19 protein-coding genes are annotated in these 18528 nt (G+C 65.2%); 12 read left to right on the forward strand and 7 right to left on the reverse strand.

The window, feature by feature from the left end:
- Position 1: 1 nt before the first annotated feature.
- Together QM588_RS16565 and upp are read right to left on the reverse strand one after the other, a co-directional pair.
- Positions 2-856: a DUF2797 domain-containing protein gene (locus QM588_RS16565; RefSeq protein ID WP_283314919.1), complete on the reverse strand. Its 855-nt coding sequence runs from the start codon at positions 854-856 to the stop codon at positions 2-4.
- Between the two features lie 68 nt (positions 857-924).
- Complete coding sequence (gene upp, locus QM588_RS16570; protein WP_027496434.1) at positions 925-1548, reverse strand: uracil phosphoribosyltransferase; 624 nt, start codon at positions 1546-1548, stop codon at positions 925-927.
- A 178-nt stretch (positions 1549-1726) separates the two neighbouring features.
- On the opposite strand from upp, the gene QM588_RS16575 reads away from it, so the two are divergent.
- The 5 genes from QM588_RS16575 to QM588_RS16595 are packed head-to-tail and all read left to right on the forward strand — an operon-like array spanning position 1727 to position 5191.
- On the forward strand, positions 1727-2059 hold the full coding sequence (locus QM588_RS16575; protein WP_283314922.1) for a type VII secretion target: 333 nt from the start codon (positions 1727-1729) through the stop codon (positions 2057-2059).
- 6 nt (positions 2060-2065) lie between these two features.
- The gene (locus tag QM588_RS16580; protein ID WP_283314925.1) at positions 2066-3202 is read left to right on the forward strand and encodes a C40 family peptidase; all 1137 of its coding nucleotides are present in this window, start codon (positions 2066-2068) and stop codon (positions 3200-3202) included.
- 43 nt (positions 3203-3245) lie between these two features.
- A complete protein-coding gene (locus QM588_RS16585) occupies positions 3246-3584 on the forward strand; it encodes a hypothetical protein (RefSeq protein ID WP_283314928.1) in 339 nt (112 codons plus the stop codon).
- Positions 3581-3895: a YbaB/EbfC family nucleoid-associated protein gene (locus QM588_RS16590; RefSeq protein WP_283314931.1), complete on the forward strand. Its 315-nt coding sequence runs from the start codon at positions 3581-3583 to the stop codon at positions 3893-3895. The genes QM588_RS16585 and QM588_RS16590 overlap by 4 nt, the downstream gene beginning before the upstream one ends.
- 15 nt (positions 3896-3910) lie before the next feature.
- Positions 3911-5191, forward strand: coding sequence for a primosomal protein (locus tag QM588_RS16595; RefSeq protein WP_283314932.1), 1281 nt, complete (start codon positions 3911-3913; stop codon positions 5189-5191).
- Positions 5192-5221: 30 nt separating this feature from the next.
- Here the strand turns inward: QM588_RS16595 and QM588_RS16600 are convergent, their stop codons facing one another.
- On the reverse strand, positions 5222-6346 hold the full coding sequence (locus QM588_RS16600) for an adenosine deaminase (RefSeq protein ID WP_283314935.1): 1125 nt from the start codon (positions 6344-6346) through the stop codon (positions 5222-5224).
- A gap of 244 nt (positions 6347-6590) precedes the next feature.
- On the opposite strand from QM588_RS16600, the gene QM588_RS16605 reads away from it, so the two are divergent.
- Together QM588_RS16605 and QM588_RS16610 are read left to right on the forward strand one after the other, a co-directional pair.
- Positions 6591-8093, forward strand: coding sequence for an APC family permease (locus QM588_RS16605; RefSeq protein WP_283314936.1), 1503 nt, complete (start codon positions 6591-6593; stop codon positions 8091-8093).
- A 19-nt stretch (positions 8094-8112) separates the two neighbouring features.
- Positions 8113-8967, forward strand: coding sequence for a universal stress protein (locus QM588_RS16610; protein WP_283314938.1), 855 nt, complete (start codon positions 8113-8115; stop codon positions 8965-8967).
- Positions 8968-9041: 74 nt separating this feature from the next.
- On the opposite strand, the gene QM588_RS16615 is transcribed toward QM588_RS16610, so the two are convergent.
- Entirely contained in the window at positions 9042-10463 is a 1422-nt protein-coding gene (locus QM588_RS16615; protein ID WP_283314941.1) for an NAD(P)/FAD-dependent oxidoreductase, read from the reverse strand.
- Positions 10460-11962 (reverse strand): gamma-aminobutyraldehyde dehydrogenase, encoded by a 1503-nt coding sequence (locus QM588_RS16620; RefSeq protein WP_283314942.1) that lies wholly within the window; start codon positions 11960-11962, stop codon positions 10460-10462. Before QM588_RS16620 ends, QM588_RS16615 begins: the two co-directional genes overlap by 4 nt.
- 142 nt (positions 11963-12104) lie before the next feature.
- Between QM588_RS16620 and QM588_RS16625 the strand changes: the two genes are divergently transcribed.
- Both QM588_RS16625 and QM588_RS16630 read left to right on the forward strand, forming a co-directional pair.
- The gene (locus QM588_RS16625) at positions 12105-12569 is read left to right on the forward strand and encodes an Lrp/AsnC family transcriptional regulator (protein WP_283314944.1); all 465 of its coding nucleotides are present in this window, start codon (positions 12105-12107) and stop codon (positions 12567-12569) included.
- Positions 12566-13933 carry an aspartate aminotransferase family protein gene (locus QM588_RS16630; RefSeq protein ID WP_283314947.1) on the forward strand — a complete coding sequence of 456 codons (1368 nt, stop codon included), beginning with the start codon at positions 12566-12568 and terminating at the stop codon, positions 13931-13933. The genes QM588_RS16625 and QM588_RS16630 overlap by 4 nt, the downstream gene beginning before the upstream one ends.
- A gap of 9 nt (positions 13934-13942) precedes the next feature.
- On the opposite strand, the gene QM588_RS16635 is transcribed toward QM588_RS16630, so the two are convergent.
- Positions 13943-15226 carry a thymidine phosphorylase gene (locus QM588_RS16635; protein WP_283314950.1) on the reverse strand — a complete coding sequence of 428 codons (1284 nt, stop codon included), beginning with the start codon at positions 15224-15226 and terminating at the stop codon, positions 13943-13945.
- The gene (locus QM588_RS16640) at positions 15219-15632 is read right to left on the reverse strand and encodes a cytidine deaminase (protein WP_283314953.1); all 414 of its coding nucleotides are present in this window, start codon (positions 15630-15632) and stop codon (positions 15219-15221) included. Before QM588_RS16640 ends, QM588_RS16635 begins: the two co-directional genes overlap by 8 nt.
- Positions 15633-15966: 334 nt before the next feature.
- Here QM588_RS16640 and sdhC point away from each other — a divergent pair, with 334 nt between their 5' ends.
- The 3 genes from sdhC to sdhA are packed head-to-tail and all read left to right on the forward strand — an operon-like array spanning position 15967 to position 18528.
- Positions 15967-16308 carry a succinate dehydrogenase, cytochrome b556 subunit gene (gene sdhC, locus QM588_RS16645; protein WP_027496420.1) on the forward strand — a complete coding sequence of 114 codons (342 nt, stop codon included), beginning with the start codon at positions 15967-15969 and terminating at the stop codon, positions 16306-16308.
- Positions 16308-16760, forward strand: coding sequence for a succinate dehydrogenase hydrophobic membrane anchor subunit (locus QM588_RS16650; RefSeq protein WP_027496419.1), 453 nt, complete (start codon positions 16308-16310; stop codon positions 16758-16760). The genes sdhC and QM588_RS16650 overlap by 1 nt, the downstream gene beginning before the upstream one ends.
- A gap of 16 nt (positions 16761-16776) precedes the next feature.
- Complete coding sequence (gene sdhA / locus QM588_RS16655; protein ID WP_027496418.1) at positions 16777-18528, forward strand: succinate dehydrogenase flavoprotein subunit; 1752 nt, start codon at positions 16777-16779, stop codon at positions 18526-18528.

Below are 18528 nucleotides of genomic sequence, written 5' to 3' on the forward strand. Positions count from 1 at the left end.
CTCAGAACAGTGCCGACTGCACCGCAGGCAGATCGGACGTGAAGGCCCCGAGTTCGATGCGCCGACCCTTCAATGCCGCTAGATCCGCGACGTAGGTCTGCTCGACGACCGAGGCGATCACTGCCTGCCCGATGCATGTCCTGATCTGCAGTCCATGAGAGCCGGTTGCGACATCGGCGGGGTAGGCAACCCGAGTATCGTTCTCGCTCAATGTTTCCCGCCCCGCAGGCGGAGTCCACCGCTCCGCGATCGGCCGACATCCGCCGATCCCGGCGTCGGTCAACAGTTGGCGGACCTGCTCCGCACGCGCGGCAGTGCCTGCCTCCAATCGGCCGAGATCGAGTGGCACGCACAGCGATGCTGCCTTCGTCGCCGACCGTACGGCCTGCCGTAGTCCGAGCCTCTCGGTCACCAGGTCCTCGGCCACACGCACGGCCTTGCCGTCGTCCGCGTACGCGACGTACTGCGCACAGATAGCCCCCTGCTCGGCCAGCCGACCCCATTTGCGAGTCTGCGCGGCTGTCCCGATCTTGAAGGTGCCGTTGGCAAATGCCGCCAGGTAGAGCCAATGCGGTGCCATGACATGCTTTTCCAGATCGCGGGAGACGAATCCGCTGCGGTGCACGGTATGAACGAAACGAAACACGTCCTTGTCCGCGCACCGTGCGCACTGGCTCGACCCGGCGGCCGGCTCTCGGCCCGGGCACGGAACGTACCGCGGCGGCCCGTCCGCAGTGAATGCCGTCCGGCCCGTGCAGTATCGGTCTGCCGCACCGCCGAGAGCGCGGTAGCTCAGTGTGTTACCCACCAGCTCCTGGAACTCGACCTGCTCGGTCTCGATGTCGAGCAGGCGCAACCGCGGGGTGTCAGGCCCCGCCGACGGCCAGGAGACCCCGAGCGCGAGCAGGGTTGCACCGGAGCGAATCAGCGGGGTCCGAACTGACGGTCGCCCGCGTCGCCGAGGCCCGGGACGATGAAGGCATTGTCGTTGAGTCCGTCGTCGATGCTCGCGGCAACGAGTCGCACCGGCAGTCCCGATGCTTCGAGCGCTGCGACACCTTCGGGGGCAGCCACCACGCAGATGGCAGTGACATCGGTTGCGCCGCGTCCGACGAGCAGCTCGATCGTGTGCACCATCGATCCGCCGGTCGCCAGCATGGGGTCGAGCACGTAGACCGGAGTCTGGGACAGGTCGTCGGGCAGGGACTCCATGTAGGGCACCGGCTGATGCGTCTGCTCGTCCCTGGCCATCCCGACGAACCCGACGCGAGACTGTGGAATCAGACCGCTGGCCTTCTCCACCATGCCGAGACCGGCACGCAAGACGGGCACCAGCAGCGGCGGACGAGCCAACCGGGTGCCCTGGGTGACCGCGACGGGAGTACGCACCTCGAACGTATCGATGTCGGCGTCCCTGGTGGCCTCGTACACCAGCATGTGGGTGAGCTGGCGGAGCGCAGTTCGGAACGTGGCGTTGTCGCTCCGCTCGTCCCGCATGGTGGTGAGCAGGGCGGCGGCCAGTGGGTGGTCGACCACGTGTGTATCCATGTCTCACAGGATAAGGCCCCCGCACCATCGGGCCCCACCGGACGAGGACCCACCGGAGTAGGTCGCCGGGAGACACGGCGACGGCAACTCAGGGGAACCGATGTGCCCGCACTCGCGTCGAACCAGTTGGGCGTCGCATTCGGCGGCTGCGCGAACGCACGCGATTTCAGGGGGACTCATGGACGAACTCGTCGTCGAGACCGAGAGGGTGCTCGCCTACGGCGCGGCGGCGTCCACCATGGCCGAGCAGATCGGGGCGGCCGGTGCCGCAGCCGCTGCCTGCGGGCCCGCCGTGTTGGCGCCGGTGTTCGGCCTCATCGGGCAGGATTTTCTGGCCACCGTGACCGGAACCCATCTGGCGCATACCGATGCGGTCGTTCGCCTGGCGGGAGCGGTGGCAAGCCTCGGGTCCGCGGCCGCCGATGCTGCGGTGTCGTACGCCCGCACCGACGACGCAACCGGGGCGGCCGTCACGGCCCACTCTGTCGGTCGCACACCGGACGCTCGGTAAGCGGCGATGATCGATCTACTTTCTCGCCCCATCGTCGAGCTACTCGGTGCCTTCGGCGGCGGTACCGTTCCCTCCGGAGGCCCGGCCGATGTGTTGCGACTGTCGTCGGCTGCGATCGAGGCCGCCCAAGGAATCGGCCGCATCGCGATTACCGAGCTTGCTTCGAACTGGAACGGCGAGGCCGCGGACGCAGCACTTCGGTACGCCGAGAACGCTCATGCGAGTGCTCTGGCCCTTGCCGATCACGCGGACGACATCGCCGCCGTCGTCGATCGGGCATGCCGGGATACCGAGCAGGGTTTCGTCGAACTACAGGCCATAGTGCAGTCGTTCGTGGGCATCGCCCTCTCCGCAGGACCGATCATCGCCACCCCGATGGGGCAGACGATGCTGATCTCGGCCGCGATCGAGCACCTCGAGCGCGCTCTGGCGGTGGTCGCGCGCGTGCGCGCCGAACTGGCCGTCCATGCTGCGACAGCCGGCGAGCTGGCCTCCCCACCCGCGGTTCCCGCACCCATCGACTCCGGCCCGGCAGCGGTGCCGGGCTCGCCCTCCAATCTGATGACCTCACCTGCAACGGCTCAGGTGATCGAGGCCGGGGAGAAGCTGGCGAAGACGTTCGCGCAGTCGCTCTCACAAACCGGCGGCACGCCGGAGGCCCCCGGAGCCGGTGGAGCACAGCATTTTCTGGGCAATTCGGTGACGGATTCGCCCCGCGCCGGGGACGCAGGCGCATACCCGACCGGCCGAGGAGTAGAGGTGCGATTGCCCGACGGGAGCACCGTCACCGCCCCCAACGCCGAAGCCGCAGGTGCCGTTCGCAGCGCGCTGACACAGCAGGGCGTCCCCTACGCCTGGGGCGGTACGACGCCGGGCACCGGACTCGATTGCAGTGGGTTGACGCAATGGGCGTACGCACAGCAGGGCGTCGACATCCCCCGGCTGGCGCAGGAACAGGACATCGGCACGTCGGTGGCGGCCGGTGAGGTGCAGCCCGGCGATCTCGCGGTGTGGGACGGCCACGTAGCGATGGTCATCGGCAACGGCCAGCTCGTCGAGGCGGGAGACCCGGTGCAGGTAGGACCGATCAGAACCACCAACAGCGACATGGCATTCAAGGGCTTCTATCGCCCAACCCAATGACAGTCGGACCGAACGAGAGGCAGACCGCATGAGAGGTGACGCAATGACGAACTCGAACACCACCGTCGTCAGCGCGGTATCGGCAACTCGCACCGGCTCGGTGTCCGTTCGCGCGACCGAGCACGGAGTGCCGATCGCAATCGCTGTCGACCCACGCGAATTACGCTACGGGGGAACCGCATTGGCGTCGACGATCCTGGATCGGTGCACGCGGGCGACCGCGGCCGCTCAGGCACAGCGCCGAATCCGGTTGGCCGAGGACGGGGTTCCCGCCGACATCCTCGATCGCCTGGGTCTGCCGACCGACGCCCGAGTGGCCGCCGACGCGAACGACGATCTGGCCCGGGAACCGGCACCCGCGACTTGGTTGCGACCGGTATGACCCACACTCACCCCACCGATCTCGACGCGGTGATCGACAACGCTCGACACCGGCTCGACAGACTGCGTGAGACGCAGGAGCTCGTCGACCACATCAGGATCAGGGTGGCCTCGCCCGACCGGCTCGTGACCGTCGTCGCGGACGGTACCGGGGCCATGGTCGGGCTCGATCTCGCGGAGGATCTCGGATCGGTGACCGCCCACGAACTCGCCTCGACGATCGTCGTCACAGCTGCCGAGGCGGCGTCCGCAGCGTTGGACCAGCGCGAGACCGTCCTGCAAAGTCTGCAGGCTTCGTTCACAGACTCCTGAGATAGGCTTCGCGCCATGGCTGGAGACATCATCCCGATCGAACTCGGTCTGACCGCCGGTGACTTCTCGACTCTGTGGGCACCGGAGTGGCGAGAAGGCGACGACGAATGGGAGGCATTCCTCGGACACGAGGAAGATCTCTACGGATTCGCCACCGTCGCCGAGCTCGCCGCATTCGTCCGATCCGACGACGACAACGACCTCGTCGACCACCCGTCGTGGCCGGTGGTGTCCGCTCTCGCGGCCTACGAACTCGAGCCCGACGATCTGCATCGGTTCGACCTCGTCGCAGTGCCCGAGTTGGTGGCTGCAGACCCCGAAGCCGACGTTCTCGCCGAACTGCAGGCCACCTTCGACATCGTCTCGTCCATCGGTGATGTCTGCGAACTACGGCCCGTCACAAGCTTTTTCGGAACCAATCCGTTCGTCGGTGCGGTGGCCGGTGGCGTCGAGAACTTTCTCGGCCGTGAAGGTGCCGAGTTGTGGGACCGCATCGGTGCAGCAGTGGCGAAGCATTGGGACGAAGTCCTCGACGCAGTCGATTCCATCGTGACCTCCCCCGACGTCGACAGCGCCGCCGTCGCCGTCGCCGAGGCGGAGATCACCGCGGCTGCGGAGAACGCCGTCGATGCAGACGACGCAACGGACGACATCGACGACGACACCGAGGACGAAGAGTCCGACGACGACACAGAGAGCGACGAGGACGACGTCGACCGCGATCCCATCGCCGCTGCCGCGGCGGAGGAGACGTTCTGGACCACCGTCGGCATCGATCCCATTCGCATCATCACGTCCGACGACACGCTCTACACCCTGCGTTGCTACCTCGGCGACAGGCCCGTCTTCCTCGGCCGCGGTGGAGCCATCAGCGTGTTCGGGTCCGAGCGGTCACTTGCTCGCTACCTCGCCGACGATCACGATCACGACCTGGCGCAGGTCAGCACCTACTCCGATGTTCAGACCGCCGCGATCGACGGCTCACTGGACATCACGATCACCGACGACAACGTCTACGTCTTGCCCGGACTCGCGGACGACCTGGCCGACGGGCCCACCGCGGTGGACGTCGACCAGCTCGATCTTGCCGTCGAATTGTTCACCGATGCAGCCGATTTCGCCGGCGACAGCTCGGTGGACGAGGCCCTCGCCACGTCCACTCCGTTGGGCTGGTACGTCTCGTACACCCTCGAGCCCAGTCCCGATCGACTGGCCCCGAGCGCACCGTTCGACGTCGAGGCCGAGGCCTGGCGCGCCCTCGAGCGAGAGTTCGAGAGCCGTCTCCGCAAGAAGTAGCGCGTTTTCGCCCGGCCGCGCGCTCGCTCGTCAGCCGATCAGCACTGCGTAGCCGGGCTTGATGACGTCGTCGATCAACGCCAGTCGCTCGTCGAACGGCAGGAATGCAGACTTCATAGCATTGATCGTGAACCGTTCGAGGTCACTCCACCCGTAGCCGAACGTTTCCACCAGTTTGACCATCTCTCGGCTCATCGAGGTGTCGCTCATCAATCGGTTGTCGGTGTTCACGGTGACGCGAAACCGCAGTCGTGCGAGCAGGTCGAAGGGGTGCGTCGCCAACGATTCGACGGCACCGGTCTGCACGTTGGAACTGGGGCACAACTCCAGAGGCATCCTGGTGTCGCGGACGTACGCGGCCAACAGACCGAGTGACGGCGTGCCGTCGGAGTTCGTCGTGATGTCGTCGGTGATGCGCACGCCGTGTCCGAGCCGGTCGGTTCCGCAGAACGCCACCGCTTCCTGGATCGACGGCAGACCGAAGGCCTCGCCCGCGTGAATGGTGAAGTGCGCGTTGCTGGCTCGCATGTATTCGAAAGCGTCGAGATGGCGGCTGGGAGGGAAGCCCGCCTCGGCCCCGGCGATGTCGAAGCCCACCACCCCGCGGTCACGGAAACGCACCGTCAGCTCGGCGATCTCTCGTGAACGTGCGGCGTGCCGCATGGCCGTCAGCAGGGTGCCGATCGTGATGTTCTTGCCCCGCACCTTCGCTGCAGAGATGCCCGCCTCGAAACCGGCGAGGGTGTGGGTGACGACCTCGTCGAGGGTCAGCCCGCGCTCGAGGTGCTGTTCCGGCGCGAAGCGCACCTCGGCGTACACGACGCCGTCGTCGGCCAGATCCTCTGCGCATTCGCGCGCCACCCTGAACAACCCCTCGGGGGTTTGCATGACGGCCACGGTGTGCGCGAACGTCTCGAGGTAGCGCTCGAGCGATCCACTGTCCGCTGCGTCGCGGAACCACTCCCCCAGAGCGGCACCGTCGGTCGCGGGAAGAACGTCGTAGCCGCACTCGTCGGCCAGTTCCAGCACGGTCTGCGGACGAAGTCCGCCGTCGAGATGATCGTGGAGCAACGCCTTCGGAGCTGTCCTGATCGACGCGAGATCGAGTGGCGCACTGCCACCGATCGAGGACTGAGTGTTCTCCGCGGTGCTCATGTGTCGACGGTAGCGCGCGTCGTGCACGGACGCGCGTCTGTCATCGCCACTCGGCGAGTCCGCGGATTCCCCCGACGTCCGCCGCTTCCGCGACCCATTTCGTTGCATTGTTACTCCGATGAAAACTATTCCGTCGATACACAGCGAATCGGCGACGGAAATCGTAGTGTTCATCCATCACACGCGACCGATTCTGTCGGGTCCCCTTCCGACGCCTCGGTCGACTCGAACCTCGGAGAGACCTATGTCGATTGCGGAACCCCCGAACACCATTCCGGGTAAAGGACTCAACACCGGCGCGCTCGGGTTGGTCGGCAACATCGTCATCGGACTGTCGGCGGTGGCCCCGGCATACAGTCTCGCCGCCACCCTCGGCTACGTCGTTCTGGCCGTCGGCGACAAAGCACCGTCGATGTTTCTCATCGCCTTCGTTCCGATGCTGCTCACCGCCTTTGCCTACCGCGAGCTCGGTCGCGACACACCGGACTGCGGAACGTCGTTCACCTGGGGCACCAAGGCCTTCGGGCCCTGGGTCGGATGGATGGCCGGGTGGGGGCTGGCCGTCTCGGCGATCATCGTGCTGGCCAACGTCGCCGAGATCGCAGCCATCTACCTGTTCGAGTTCCTCGGCCTGTCGGGTTTGGCGGAGTCGACCGCAGCCAAGGTCGCCCTCGGTTCGTTCTTCATCGTCGCGATGACCTACGTCAGCTTTCGCGGCATCCTCATCAGCGAACGCATGCAGAACGTATTGCTGGTCGTGCAGTTCGGCGTGCTCATCGGAGTGTCGGTGACGGCATTGGTCAAGGTCGGGACAGGCACGGCCGGACCGCAGGCCATCACGCCCCAGTGGAGTTGGTTGGTGCCCACCGGGGTGACGATGTCCGACGCGGCCCAGGCCATCATCCTGTGCATCTTCATCTACTGGGGATGGGATGCCTGCCTGGCCGTCGGCGAGGAAACGAAGGACTCGGAGAAGACGCCGGGACGGGCCGCAGTGATCACGACGCTGATTCTCGTCGCCACCTACGTGCTCGTCGGATACGCCGTGCAGTCGTTCGCCGGGTTCGGAGACACCGGCATCGGTCTGAACAACCCGGACAACGTCGACGATGTGCTCACCATTCTCGGCGATCCGGTTGCCGGCTCGATCGTCGCGTCGCTGCTGTTGTTGACGGTTTCGATCTCGGCACTGTCCTCCACACAGACGACCATCCTGCCCACGGCCCGCGGAACACTGTCGATGGCCGTGTACGAGGCAATCCCCAAGCGGTTCGCCAGCGTGCACCCCAAGTACATGACCCCCGGCTTCGGCACGCTGGTGATGGGTGCCGCAGCCCTGATGTTCTACCTGGTGCTCACCTTCGTCAGCGCCAACGCGCTGCAGGATTCGGTGGCATCGCTCGGGCTCGCGGTCGCGTTCTACTACGGCATCACCGCATACGCGTGCACGTGGTACTTCCGTCGGACACTGTTCTCGTCCGCCCGAAACCTGTTCATGCGCGGCATCTTTCCACTTCTCGGCGGGCTGTCGATGACGTGGGCGTTCGTCCAGAGCGCGGTCGACATGATCAAGCCCGACTACGGTTACACCGTCTACGGTCCGGTCGGCGGAGTGTTCGTACTCGGCGTCGGCATGCTGGTACTCGGAATCCCACTGATGCTGCTCTGCTTCGTGGGCAACAAGGACTTCTTCCAGGGCAAGACACTCACCGCGTCCACCGAAGTCAAGGTTCCGGACACTTACTAGAAGACAAGGACCGAAACTCATGAAGATCACCGTCGGCTACCTCGCCACCCCCAGCGGCGACGACGGCGTAGCCCTGGCCACCGCCCTCGCCCGCGCCCTCGACGCGTCCATCAACATCGTGCTGGTCATGGCCGTCGACGAACCTGTCATGGAAGGCAGCGGACCGTACCGAAAGATTCTCGAGGCCAAGGCACAGGGCTGGGTGGACGACGCGGCCGCCCAGGTCCCGTCGGGTATAGCGGTGACCACGCACGTGCTCAGCCACGAGTCGTTCGCCCGCGCCCTGATCGACTTCGCGGTGAACACCGATGCCGACATGATCGTCGTCGGCGGTGCCCGTGACGGCCTACTGAACCGACATTCGATCGGCTCGGTCGCCGGTCAGCTTCTGCACGCCTCGGAAGTTCCGCTGGCACTTGCGCCTCGGGGCTACCGGCTCTCCAACGCACCGATCACCGATCTCACCGTCGCCGTTCCCACCCGGTCCTCCGCCCCGAACCCGTTGCCGTTCGCTTTCACTCTCGCCAGCGCTGCGCACGTGCCTCTTCGATTGGTCTCGCTGGTCTCTCTGGAACCGACCGGGACCCCGAGCGACGAGACTTCATTGGACACGCGGCGACGGCAAGTCGCTGCCGCACAGGAGAATCTCGAACTCGCTGCCCGCACTCTCCCCGGCATCGAGGGCCTGGAATCCGTGGTGGCCGACGGGTCGACGCTGGACGAGGCCGTGGGCAACCTCGAGTGGAAACCGGGTGATGTGTTGTTGCTCGGCTCGAGTCGGCTGGCGACCCCCAAGCGGGTGTTCCTGGGCTCGAGTGCCGCCAAGATTCTGCGTGCTGCCCCGGTGCCGGTGGTCGTCGTTCCGCACGAGTGAGCGGCTTCGCCGCATGTGAGTGGAAATGCGTAGCAGAGCCCGAGTTTCCACTCACGTGCGGCGCAGCCGCTCGGTCAGCTGTCGAAGCCCAGACCCAACGCGTCCATTCCCTTCAGCCACAGTCCTCGCCGTCCCTCGTTGCGGTCTGCGCGAGCGAATTGTGCACGAGTGATGTTGATCCCGATCGACTTGAGGGGTTCGGGTGGGAACGGAAGCGGCTTGGTGCGCACCATTTTCAGGCGTGTTCGTTCGGTGTCCTTGCCGTCGAGGAGATCGAGGGCGGTGCGGGCCCCGAAGTGCGATGCGCCGACGCCGAGGCCGGTGAACCCGGCCACCGACGCCACTCGCCCGTTCATTCCGAGATCCCAGAAGGCACTGAACCGCGAGCACGTGTCGATCGATCCGCCCCAGGCATGGGTGGCACGGATTCCCTCCAGAGTCGGGAACATCTGCAGCAGGTGTTCGGCGAGCAACGCGAACTCTTCGGGATGTTGGGTTCGGCGTGGGTCGGTGTCGCTGCCGTAGAAGTAGTGCGCGTCCCACCCGCCGAACAGGATGCGATCGTCGGCCGTCAACCGGAAGTAGTGGAATCGGTTGCCGGAGTCGGCCAATCCTTCGCGGCCGGACCAGCCGATCGCGGCGAGCTGCGACGCACTCAACGGTTCGGTCATGATGACGTAGTCCCACACCGGGACGATCCAGTGTCGTAGCTTTCGGCGCAACGACTTCGACGCCGAGGTGGCCAACAGAACTTTCGCTGCCTCGATGGTGCCGTAACCCGTCTTGACTCGAACTCCCTTGTCGGACTTCTCGATCGAGAGCGCCTTGGTGTTCTCGTGAATGCGAACGCCGAGCGACTCGGCCGCGTCGGCCAAGCCCCAGGCAAGTCTGGCGGGGTCGATCATCGCGACGTCGGGGTCGAACAGGGCACCGCGCGCCATCGGTGAGGTGATTCTGGACTGCACCGCGGCGGAGTCGAGATAGTCCATCGGCTGCGACAGTCGTCGCCCCTCCTCGCCGAGCTCATGGAGGTCGTCCACCTGCCAGTCGAAATTGGCGATGTCGAGCTCGCCGGTGCGCTCGATGTCGGCGTCGATTCCGTACTTCTTCGCAGTCGCGCAGATCGCGTCGAGCGTCTCCGTGCCCATCCGCAGCAACTCGGGTAGTTCGTCGGCATACCGGTCGAGTCCGTTGCCCAGTCCGTGCGTCAGGCTGGCCGCACAGAAGCCGCCATTGCGTCCGGTTGCGCCCTCGGCAATGCGGTCGCCTTCGAGCACGACGATAGACCGGTTCGGGTTCTCCTCTGCCGCATGCAGAGCCGCCCACAATCCGGTGAACCCGCCGCCGACGATCACCAGATCCGCTGCAGCCGAACCGGTGTGCCGCGCCCGTGGCTTCGGGCGTTCGGGACGGTCCAGCCAGTAGGACTCCGGTGCCGCGCCCGCCACCATCGCCACGCCGCGGTCGGTGGGTTCGGTTGCCCAGGATGCGCTCATCGGGCGTTCACCTGCGTGTCGGGGCCGGTCGAGGCAAATACTGTGCGATGCCAGGACTTTCGGGCAACACCGGTGATGTCGGTCATCACGTGTTTGACGGTGAGGTACTCGTCGAGCGAGTAGCTCGACATGTCCTTTCCGAACCCCGAGGCTCCGAATCCGCCGTGCGGCATCTCGCTGATGATCGGGATGTGGTCGTTGATCCATACACAACCGGCCGCGATCTCCCGCGACGCTCGGCCTGCGCGATACACGTCGCAGGTCCACGCGGAGGCCGCCAGCCCGAACGCTGTGTCGTTGGCCCGCCGGATCGCATCGTCGTCCCCGTGATGCTTGGACACCGTGAGCACGGGACCGAACACCTCGTCGCGATAGATCTCGTCCTGCTCGCCCACATCGGCGACCAACGTCGGTGGATAGAACGCACCCCGGCCCTCGGGAACACGGCCACCGGTCACGATCCTGGCTCCGGTGTCACGAGCCCGATTCACCATGGCCGCAACACGATCGCGATGCGCGATCGAGATCAGCGATCCCATGTCGGTCGCCGGATCCGTCGGATCTCCCATGACGACGCGTTCCATCACCTCGGCAACCCCGGCGACGAAATCGTCGTACAGCGAATCCGCGACGATGGCGCGGGTGGCCGCCGTGCAGTCCTGGCCGCCGTTGATCAACGAACCGGCGACGGCACCGTGCACTGATGCCTCGAGGTCGGCATCGTCGAACACCACGAAGGGGGCCTTGCCGCCGAGTTCGAGCTGCACCCGGGTGCCGTGCACGGCAGCCTGCGACATCACCTGCCTCCCGACGGGAGTGGAACCGGTGAAGGTCATCAGGTCCAGGCCCGCATGCGAGGACAACGCGACTCCGGCCTGCGATCCGGTTCCGGTGACCACGTTGAACACCCCGTCGGGCACGCCGGCCTCGGTGGCGAGACGTGCCAGACGCAGCGTGGTCAGAGGGGTGAGTTCACTGGGTTTGAGCACGATGGAACACCCGGCCGCCAACGCCGGGATCGCCTTCCAGACGGCCATCTGCAATGGGTAGTTCCACGGCGTGATCGATCCGACCACGCCGACCGGGTCACGTCGGATGGCCGAGGTGTGTTCGCCCGAGTACTCGGCCGTGGCCTTGCCGTCCAGATGTCGGGCAGCTCCGGCGAAGAACTCGATGTTGTCGACACTGCCCGGAACGTCGAACTCCGTCGCCAGACGCACGCTTTTGCCGGTCTGGGCCACCTCTTCGGTTGCGAATTCGGCGTCGGCCGCCACCAATCGCGCCAACTCGGCGAGCACCGCGCCGCGCTGGGCCGGAGTTGCGGTGGCCCACGTCGGTAGCACCGAGCGCGCTCGAACGAGAGCCGCTTCGACGTCCGCTGCCGTGGCGTGACGGAACTCGGAGACCACGGTTCCGGTCGCCGGGTTCTCGACGCCGCAGCGGTCGCCGCTGCCGTCCACTGCGCGTCCGTCGATCCAACAACCAGGAATGTTCGCCATGACTGCACGATACCGACCCATCCACGGATTCGCCCGGTTTCCGAACCCGCAACAACCGATTCTGTCGTCGAAATAGATATTTATTGCGAATTTCATCGCCCATCGCTTGTGTCGGCGGCGGTGTCGGTGACAAGATCGACCGATGCCGGATCAGTCACCCATCGCACCCGACGACGTCTCCAAGGCGATCATCGAACAACTTCAGGAGGACGGGCGACGCTCGTACGCTGCCATCGGCAAGGCCGTCGGACTCTCGGAAGCAGCTGTGCGGCAACGAGTTCAGCGTCTGACGGACTCCGGCGTCATGCAGATCGTCGCGGTGACCGATCCGGTACAGGTCGGATTCAAGCGACAGGCCATGATCGGCATCAAATGCACCGGAGACAGTCATGCACTGGCCGAGCAACTCTCGGCGATCGACGCGATCGACTACGTGGTCCTCACGGCAGGCTCTTTCGACATCGTCGTCGAAGTGGTGTGCGAGGACGACGAACAACTACTACGGATTCTCAACAAGCAGATCCGCAGCCTCGACGCGGTCACCAGTACCGAAACCCTGGTCTATCTCAAACTCGTCAAGCAGCAATACAATTGGGGAACACGATGACGCGAACCACATCCGAGCTCGACGCCTCCGCGGCCAAGCATCTGTGGGGCCACTTCACCCGTCACGGCGCCGGGGTCACTCCCCCGATCATCACCCGCGGCGAGGGTTCGACCATCTGGGACTCGAACGGGAAGAGCTACATCGACGGACTGTCGGGCCTGTTCGTGGTTCAGGTGGGGCACGGCCGCGAAGAACTGGCCGAGGCCGCGGCCAAGCAGGCCAAGGAATTGGCGTTCTTCCCACTGTGGTCGTACGCCACCGAGCCGGCCATCGAACTCGCCGAACGGCTCGCCGGATACGCCCCCGGGGACCTCAACCGAGTTTTCTTCACCACCGGCGGTGGCGAAGCAGTCGAGAGCGCGTGGAAGCTGGCCAAGCAGTACTTCAAGAAGGTCGGCAAACCCGGTAAGCACAAGGTGATCTCGCGTGCCATCGCGTATCACGGCACCCCGCAGGGCGCTCTGGCCATCACCGGTATCCCGGCACTCAAGGAACCGTTCGAACCGTTGACCCCGGGCGCATTTCGGGTGCCGAACACCAATATCTATCGGGCGGCGGCCCCCATGGACACCGATCCCAAGGCGTTCGGTATCTGGGCGGCCGACCGCATCGCCGAGGCCATCGAATTCGAGGGCCCCGACTCGGTGGCCGCGGTGTTCCTCGAGCCGGTCCAGAATGCCGGTGGTTGCTTCCCTCCCCCGCCCGGATACTTCGAGCGCGTACGCGAGATCTGCGACCGCTACGACGTCCTGTTGGTCTCGGACGAGGTCATCTGCGCGTTCGGGCGTATCGGATCGATGTTCGCCTGCAACGACTTCGGCTACGTACCCGACATCATCACCTGCGCGAAGGGAATGACCTCGGGTTACTCCCCCATCGGCGCGATGATCGCGTCCGACAAGCTCTTCGAGCCGTTCGACGACGGCACGTCGAGCTTCGCCCACGGCTACACGTTCGGTGGGCACCCCGTCTCCGCTGCCGTCGCCATGGCCAATCTCGACATCTTCGAGCGCGAGGGGCTCAACGCGCACGTTGCGGACAACGCACCCGCGTTCCGCGCGACTCTCGAAAAACTGCACGATCTGCCCATCGTCGGCGATGTGCGCGGCGAGGGGTACTTCTACGGCATCGAATTGGTGAAGGACAAGGCCACGAAGGAAACGTTCAGCGATGCCGAAGCAGAACGCATCCTCCGCGGGTTTCTGTCCACCGCCCTGTTCGACGCCGGGCTGTACTGCCGAGCCGACGACCGCGGCGACCCGGTCGTCCAGCTGGCTCCACCACTGATCTGCGGGCAGAAGGAGTTCGACGAGATGGAACAGATCCTGCGCAGCGTATTGACCGAGGCAGGCAACCTGATCTGACCGACGGCGCTACTGCCCGATACGGTCGATGACGAGGGGGGTCGGCAGCGCGGCGGTGGTGCCGATCTCCCAACTGCCCTCCAGTGCCTGCTGCGCGTAGTCGAACTTCTCCGGGGTGTCGGTGTACAAGGTTGCCAGCCGATCCCCGGCTCGAACCCGATCGCCCGGCTTGGCGTGCAGACGTACGCCCGCTGCGCTCTGCACCGGTTCGCCCTGCCGCTCCCGGCCCGCGCCGAGCCGCCACGCCGCGAGGCCGACGCCCATCGCGTCCAAGCCGGTGACGACGCCGTCCTGCGTCGCAGTGAATTCCTGACTCTCCCGGGCGACGGGCAGCGCGGCGTCGGGGTCGCCGCCCTGCGCGGCGATCATCGTGCGCCACCGGTCCATGGCCGACCCGTCGGCGAGCTTGTCGGCCGGGTCGATGCCCTCGATCCCGGCCGCGGCGAGCATGGTGCGTGCCAGCGTGATCGTCAGCTCCACGATGTCCGACGGTCCGCCGCCGGCCAGAACCTCCACCGACTCCTGCACTTCGAGCGCGTTGCCCGCGGTGAGGCCGAGTGGTGTGTCCATCGCCGTCAGCACTGCCAGGGTCCGTACGCCCGCATCTGTTCCGAGTTCGACCATCGCCGTTGCCAGTTCGCGTGCATCGTCGGCGTTCTTCATGAACGCGCCCGCGCCGACCTTCACATCGAGCACCAACGCGCCGGTGCCCTCGGCAATCTTCTTGCTCATGATCGAACTGGCGATCAACGGAATCGACTCGACGGTGCCGGTGACGTCGCGCAGGGCGTAGAGCTTCTTGTCGGCCGGGGCCAGATCCGCGCCTGCCGCGCAGACCACCGCGCCCACGGCTGGATCGGCAAGAATCCTGTGCATCTCGTCGCCGCTGAGGTCAGCTCGCCAGCCGGGGATGGACTCGAGTTTGTCCAAGGTGCCCCCGGTATGTCCGAGCCCGCGACCCGACAGTTGCGGCACCGCGGCTCCACACGCAGCGACCAAGGGCGCGAGCGGCAGAGTGATCTTGTCTCCGACGCCACCGGTCGAGTGCTTGTCCACGGTAGGGAGCGGCAACGCGGAGAAGTCCATTCGCGTGCCCGACGCGATCATGGCGTTCGTCCACGTGCTCAACTCGCGACGCGACAATCCGCGCAACAGAATTGCCATCGCCAAGGCCGACATCTGTTCCGGCGCGACGGTTCCGCGGGTGAACTCGGCGATCACCCACTCGATCTGCTCGTCGTCGAGAACGCGTCCGTCGCGTTTGGCGCTGATGATCGATACGGCGTCAGGCATGGTTGTTCACGCGTCCTTCTTCGAGGTTGTCGGGGCCGAATGCGTCCGGAAGCAACTCTGCCAGCCGACGCGGCCCGGTGGCGGTATCGACGAGCAGATCCGCGCCGCCGAACTCGTACAGCAACTGCCTGCACCGCCCGCACGGCATGAGGATCTCGCGTCGGGAATCGCAGCAGGAAAAGGCAACGAGCCTGCCCCCGCCGGTCGAGTGCAGGTTCGACACCAACCCGCACTCGGCGCACAGGCCCAAACCGTATGAGACATTTTCCACATTGCACCCGGTGACAATGCGATTGTCGTCCACCAGAGCTGCCGCGCCCACCGGAAAATTGGAGTACGGGGCGTATGCCTGCCTCATGGCTCCATGGGCGTTGTCGCGCAACGCATTCCAGTCGATTTCGTTCATGGTCACCCATCCAATCACGCTGTCTGAATTGATGCAGAGATCTACCCGAAACCGCCCGAATGAATTGGGAAGGCAAACCTAACACGGGATTTCGGCACCATACGAACCTCGAGTCGAATTAGTTCCGTGTTTCGAATGGGTTTACAGTTTCTATCAAGCGGCTAGTACAACCAGCACTAGGGCCGAATCGCGACAAATCGAGCCAGGTTAAGCCCGGCCACCGGGCTCGACGCGTCCACCAACGACGTTGGAGGCATTGCACTCGATGAGTAGCACGACGGAAGCCGCTCCGGTCAAGGAGCGCAAGCGGTCTCTGTACCGCGGGGACCCGGGAATGTGGTCCTGGGTTCTGCACCGCATCACAGGCGTGTTGACGTTCTTCTTCTTGTTCGTCCACGTTCTCGACACGGCGATGGTTCGGGTCAATCCCGAGACGTACGACGCCATCATCGAAACCTACAAGACCCCGCTCGTCGGACTGATGGAACTCGGCCTCGTCGCGGCTGTGCTGTACCACGCGTTGAACGGCATCCGAGTCATGCTGATCGACTTCTGGGCCAAGGGACCGCAGTACCAGAAGCTGATGCTCTGGGTCATTGCAGTCGTCTGGCTGGTCGTCATGATCCCGGGCGCGGGACGAATCTTCTACAACATGTTCACGGCGGGTGGTCACTGATGTCGACGCAGGGTCCCGAGGCGAAGGTCCTCGGCACGAACTACGACCGTCCGGCCAGCCTGGCCAACCCGCGTTCGCCGCGGCGTCAGAGCAAGGGCAACTTCGAGCTCTACGCGTGGCTGTTCATGCGGTTCTCCGGCCTGGCACTCGTCGTGCTGGTCCTGGGCCACATGTTCATCATGCTGATGCTCGACGACGGCGTGCACCGCATCAACTTCGCCTTCGTCGCCGGCCGTTGGGCCAGCCCGTTCTGGCAGTTCTGGGATCTGACGATGCTGTGGCTTGCACAGCTGCACGGCGGTAACGGCCTGCGCACCATCATCGCCGACTACTCCCGCAAGGACTCGACGCGATTCTGGCTGACGACGCTGCTGGTGCTGTCGATGATCCTCATCATGGGCGTCGGCACCTACGTCATCTTCACCTTCGATCCCAATATCTCGGCGAGCTAAGGACACTGACGCTTACATGCAGGAACATCGTTACGACGTACTGATCGTCGGCGCAGGCGGTGCCGGAATGCGTGCTGCGATCGAGGCCGGACCCCGTGCTCGGACAGCCGTATTGACCAAGCTCTACCCCACCCGCTCCCACACCGGAGCAGCTCAGGGCGGCATGTGTGCCGCTCTGGCCAACGTGGAGGAAGACAACTGGGAGTGGCACACGTTCGACACCGTCAAGGGCGGCGACTACCTCGCCGACCAGGACGCGGTGGAGATCATGGCCAAAGAGGCCATCGACGCCGTCCTCGACCTCGAGAAGATGGGTCTTCCGTTCAACCGGACGCCCGAAGGAAAGATCGACCAGCGACGCTTCGGCGGCCACACCCGTGACCACGGCAAGGCACCCGTTCGTCGCGCGTGCTACGCAGCCGACCGCACCGGTCACATGATTCTGCAGACGCTCTACCAGAACTGCGTCAAGCACGACGTCGAGTTCTACAACGAGTTCTACGCGCTCGATCTCTGCCTGACCGAGACGGACGACGGGCCGGTTGCCACCGGCATCATCGCCTACGAACTCGCCACCGGCGAACTGCACATCTTCCACGCCAAGTCGATCATCTTCGCCACCGGCGGCTCGGGGCGTATCTACAAGACGACCTCCAACGCGCACACTCTGACCGGCGACGGCATGAGCATCGTGTTCCGCAAGGGACTTCCCTTGGAGGACATGGAGTTCCACCAGTTCCATCCGACCGGCCTCGCAGGCCTGGGCATCCTCATCTCCGAGGCCGTCCGCGGCGAAGGCGGCATTCTGCGCAACGAGTCGGGTGAACGCTTCATGGAGCGGTACGCCCCGACCATCAAGGACCTCGCTCCGCGCGACATCGTGGCGCGGTCGATGGTGCTCGAGGTTCTCGAGGGACGCGGCGGTGGTCCCAACAAGGATTACGTCTACATCGACGTCACCCACATTCCCGAGGAAGTTCTCGACGAGAAGCTCCCCGACATCATGGAGTTCTCGCGCACCTACCTCGGTGTCGACCCCGTCAAGGAGCCGGTGCCGGTCTACCCGACCTGTCACTACGTCATGGGCGGTATCCCCACCAAGATTCGCGGTGAGGTGCTGCGCAACAACGAGGACATCGTCCCCGGCCTGTACGCGGCAGGTGAGTGCGCCTGTGTGTCGGTGCACGGCGCAAACCGTCTGGGAACCAACTCGCTGCTCGACATCAACGTCTTCGGTCGTCGTGCGGGCATCGCCGCGGCCGAGTACGCCAACTCGGTGGACTTCACCCCGCTCCCCGAGGAGCCGGCGAAGATGGTGCAGGACTGGCTCGAGCTGATCCTGTCCGACCACGGTCACGAGCGGGTGGCCGACATCCGTTCCGAGATGCAGCAGTCGATGGACAACAACGCGTCGGTCTTCCGCACGCAGGAACGCCTCGAGACGGCGCTGAAGGATGTGCGTGCCCTCAAGGAGCGCTACAACCACATCACCGTCGCGGACAAGGGCAAGCGCTACAACAGCGACCTGCTCGAAGCCATCGAACTCGGCTTCCTGCTCGAGATGGCCGAGGTGACCGTCGTCGGAGCGCTCAATCGCAAGGAATCGCGCGGCGGACACGCTCGCGAGGACTTCCCCGATCGCAACGACGCCGAGTACATGAAGCACACCATGGCCTACAAGGAGGGCGAAGGTTTGCTCACCGAGATCCGCCTGGACTACAAGCCGGTAATCCAGACCCGCTACGAGCCGATGGAGCGGAAGTACTGA

It is taken from the genome of Rhodococcus sp. IEGM 1354 (assembly GCF_030056855.1).
In the GTDB taxonomy this organism is placed as follows: domain Bacteria; phylum Actinomycetota; class Actinomycetes; order Mycobacteriales; family Mycobacteriaceae; genus Rhodococcoides.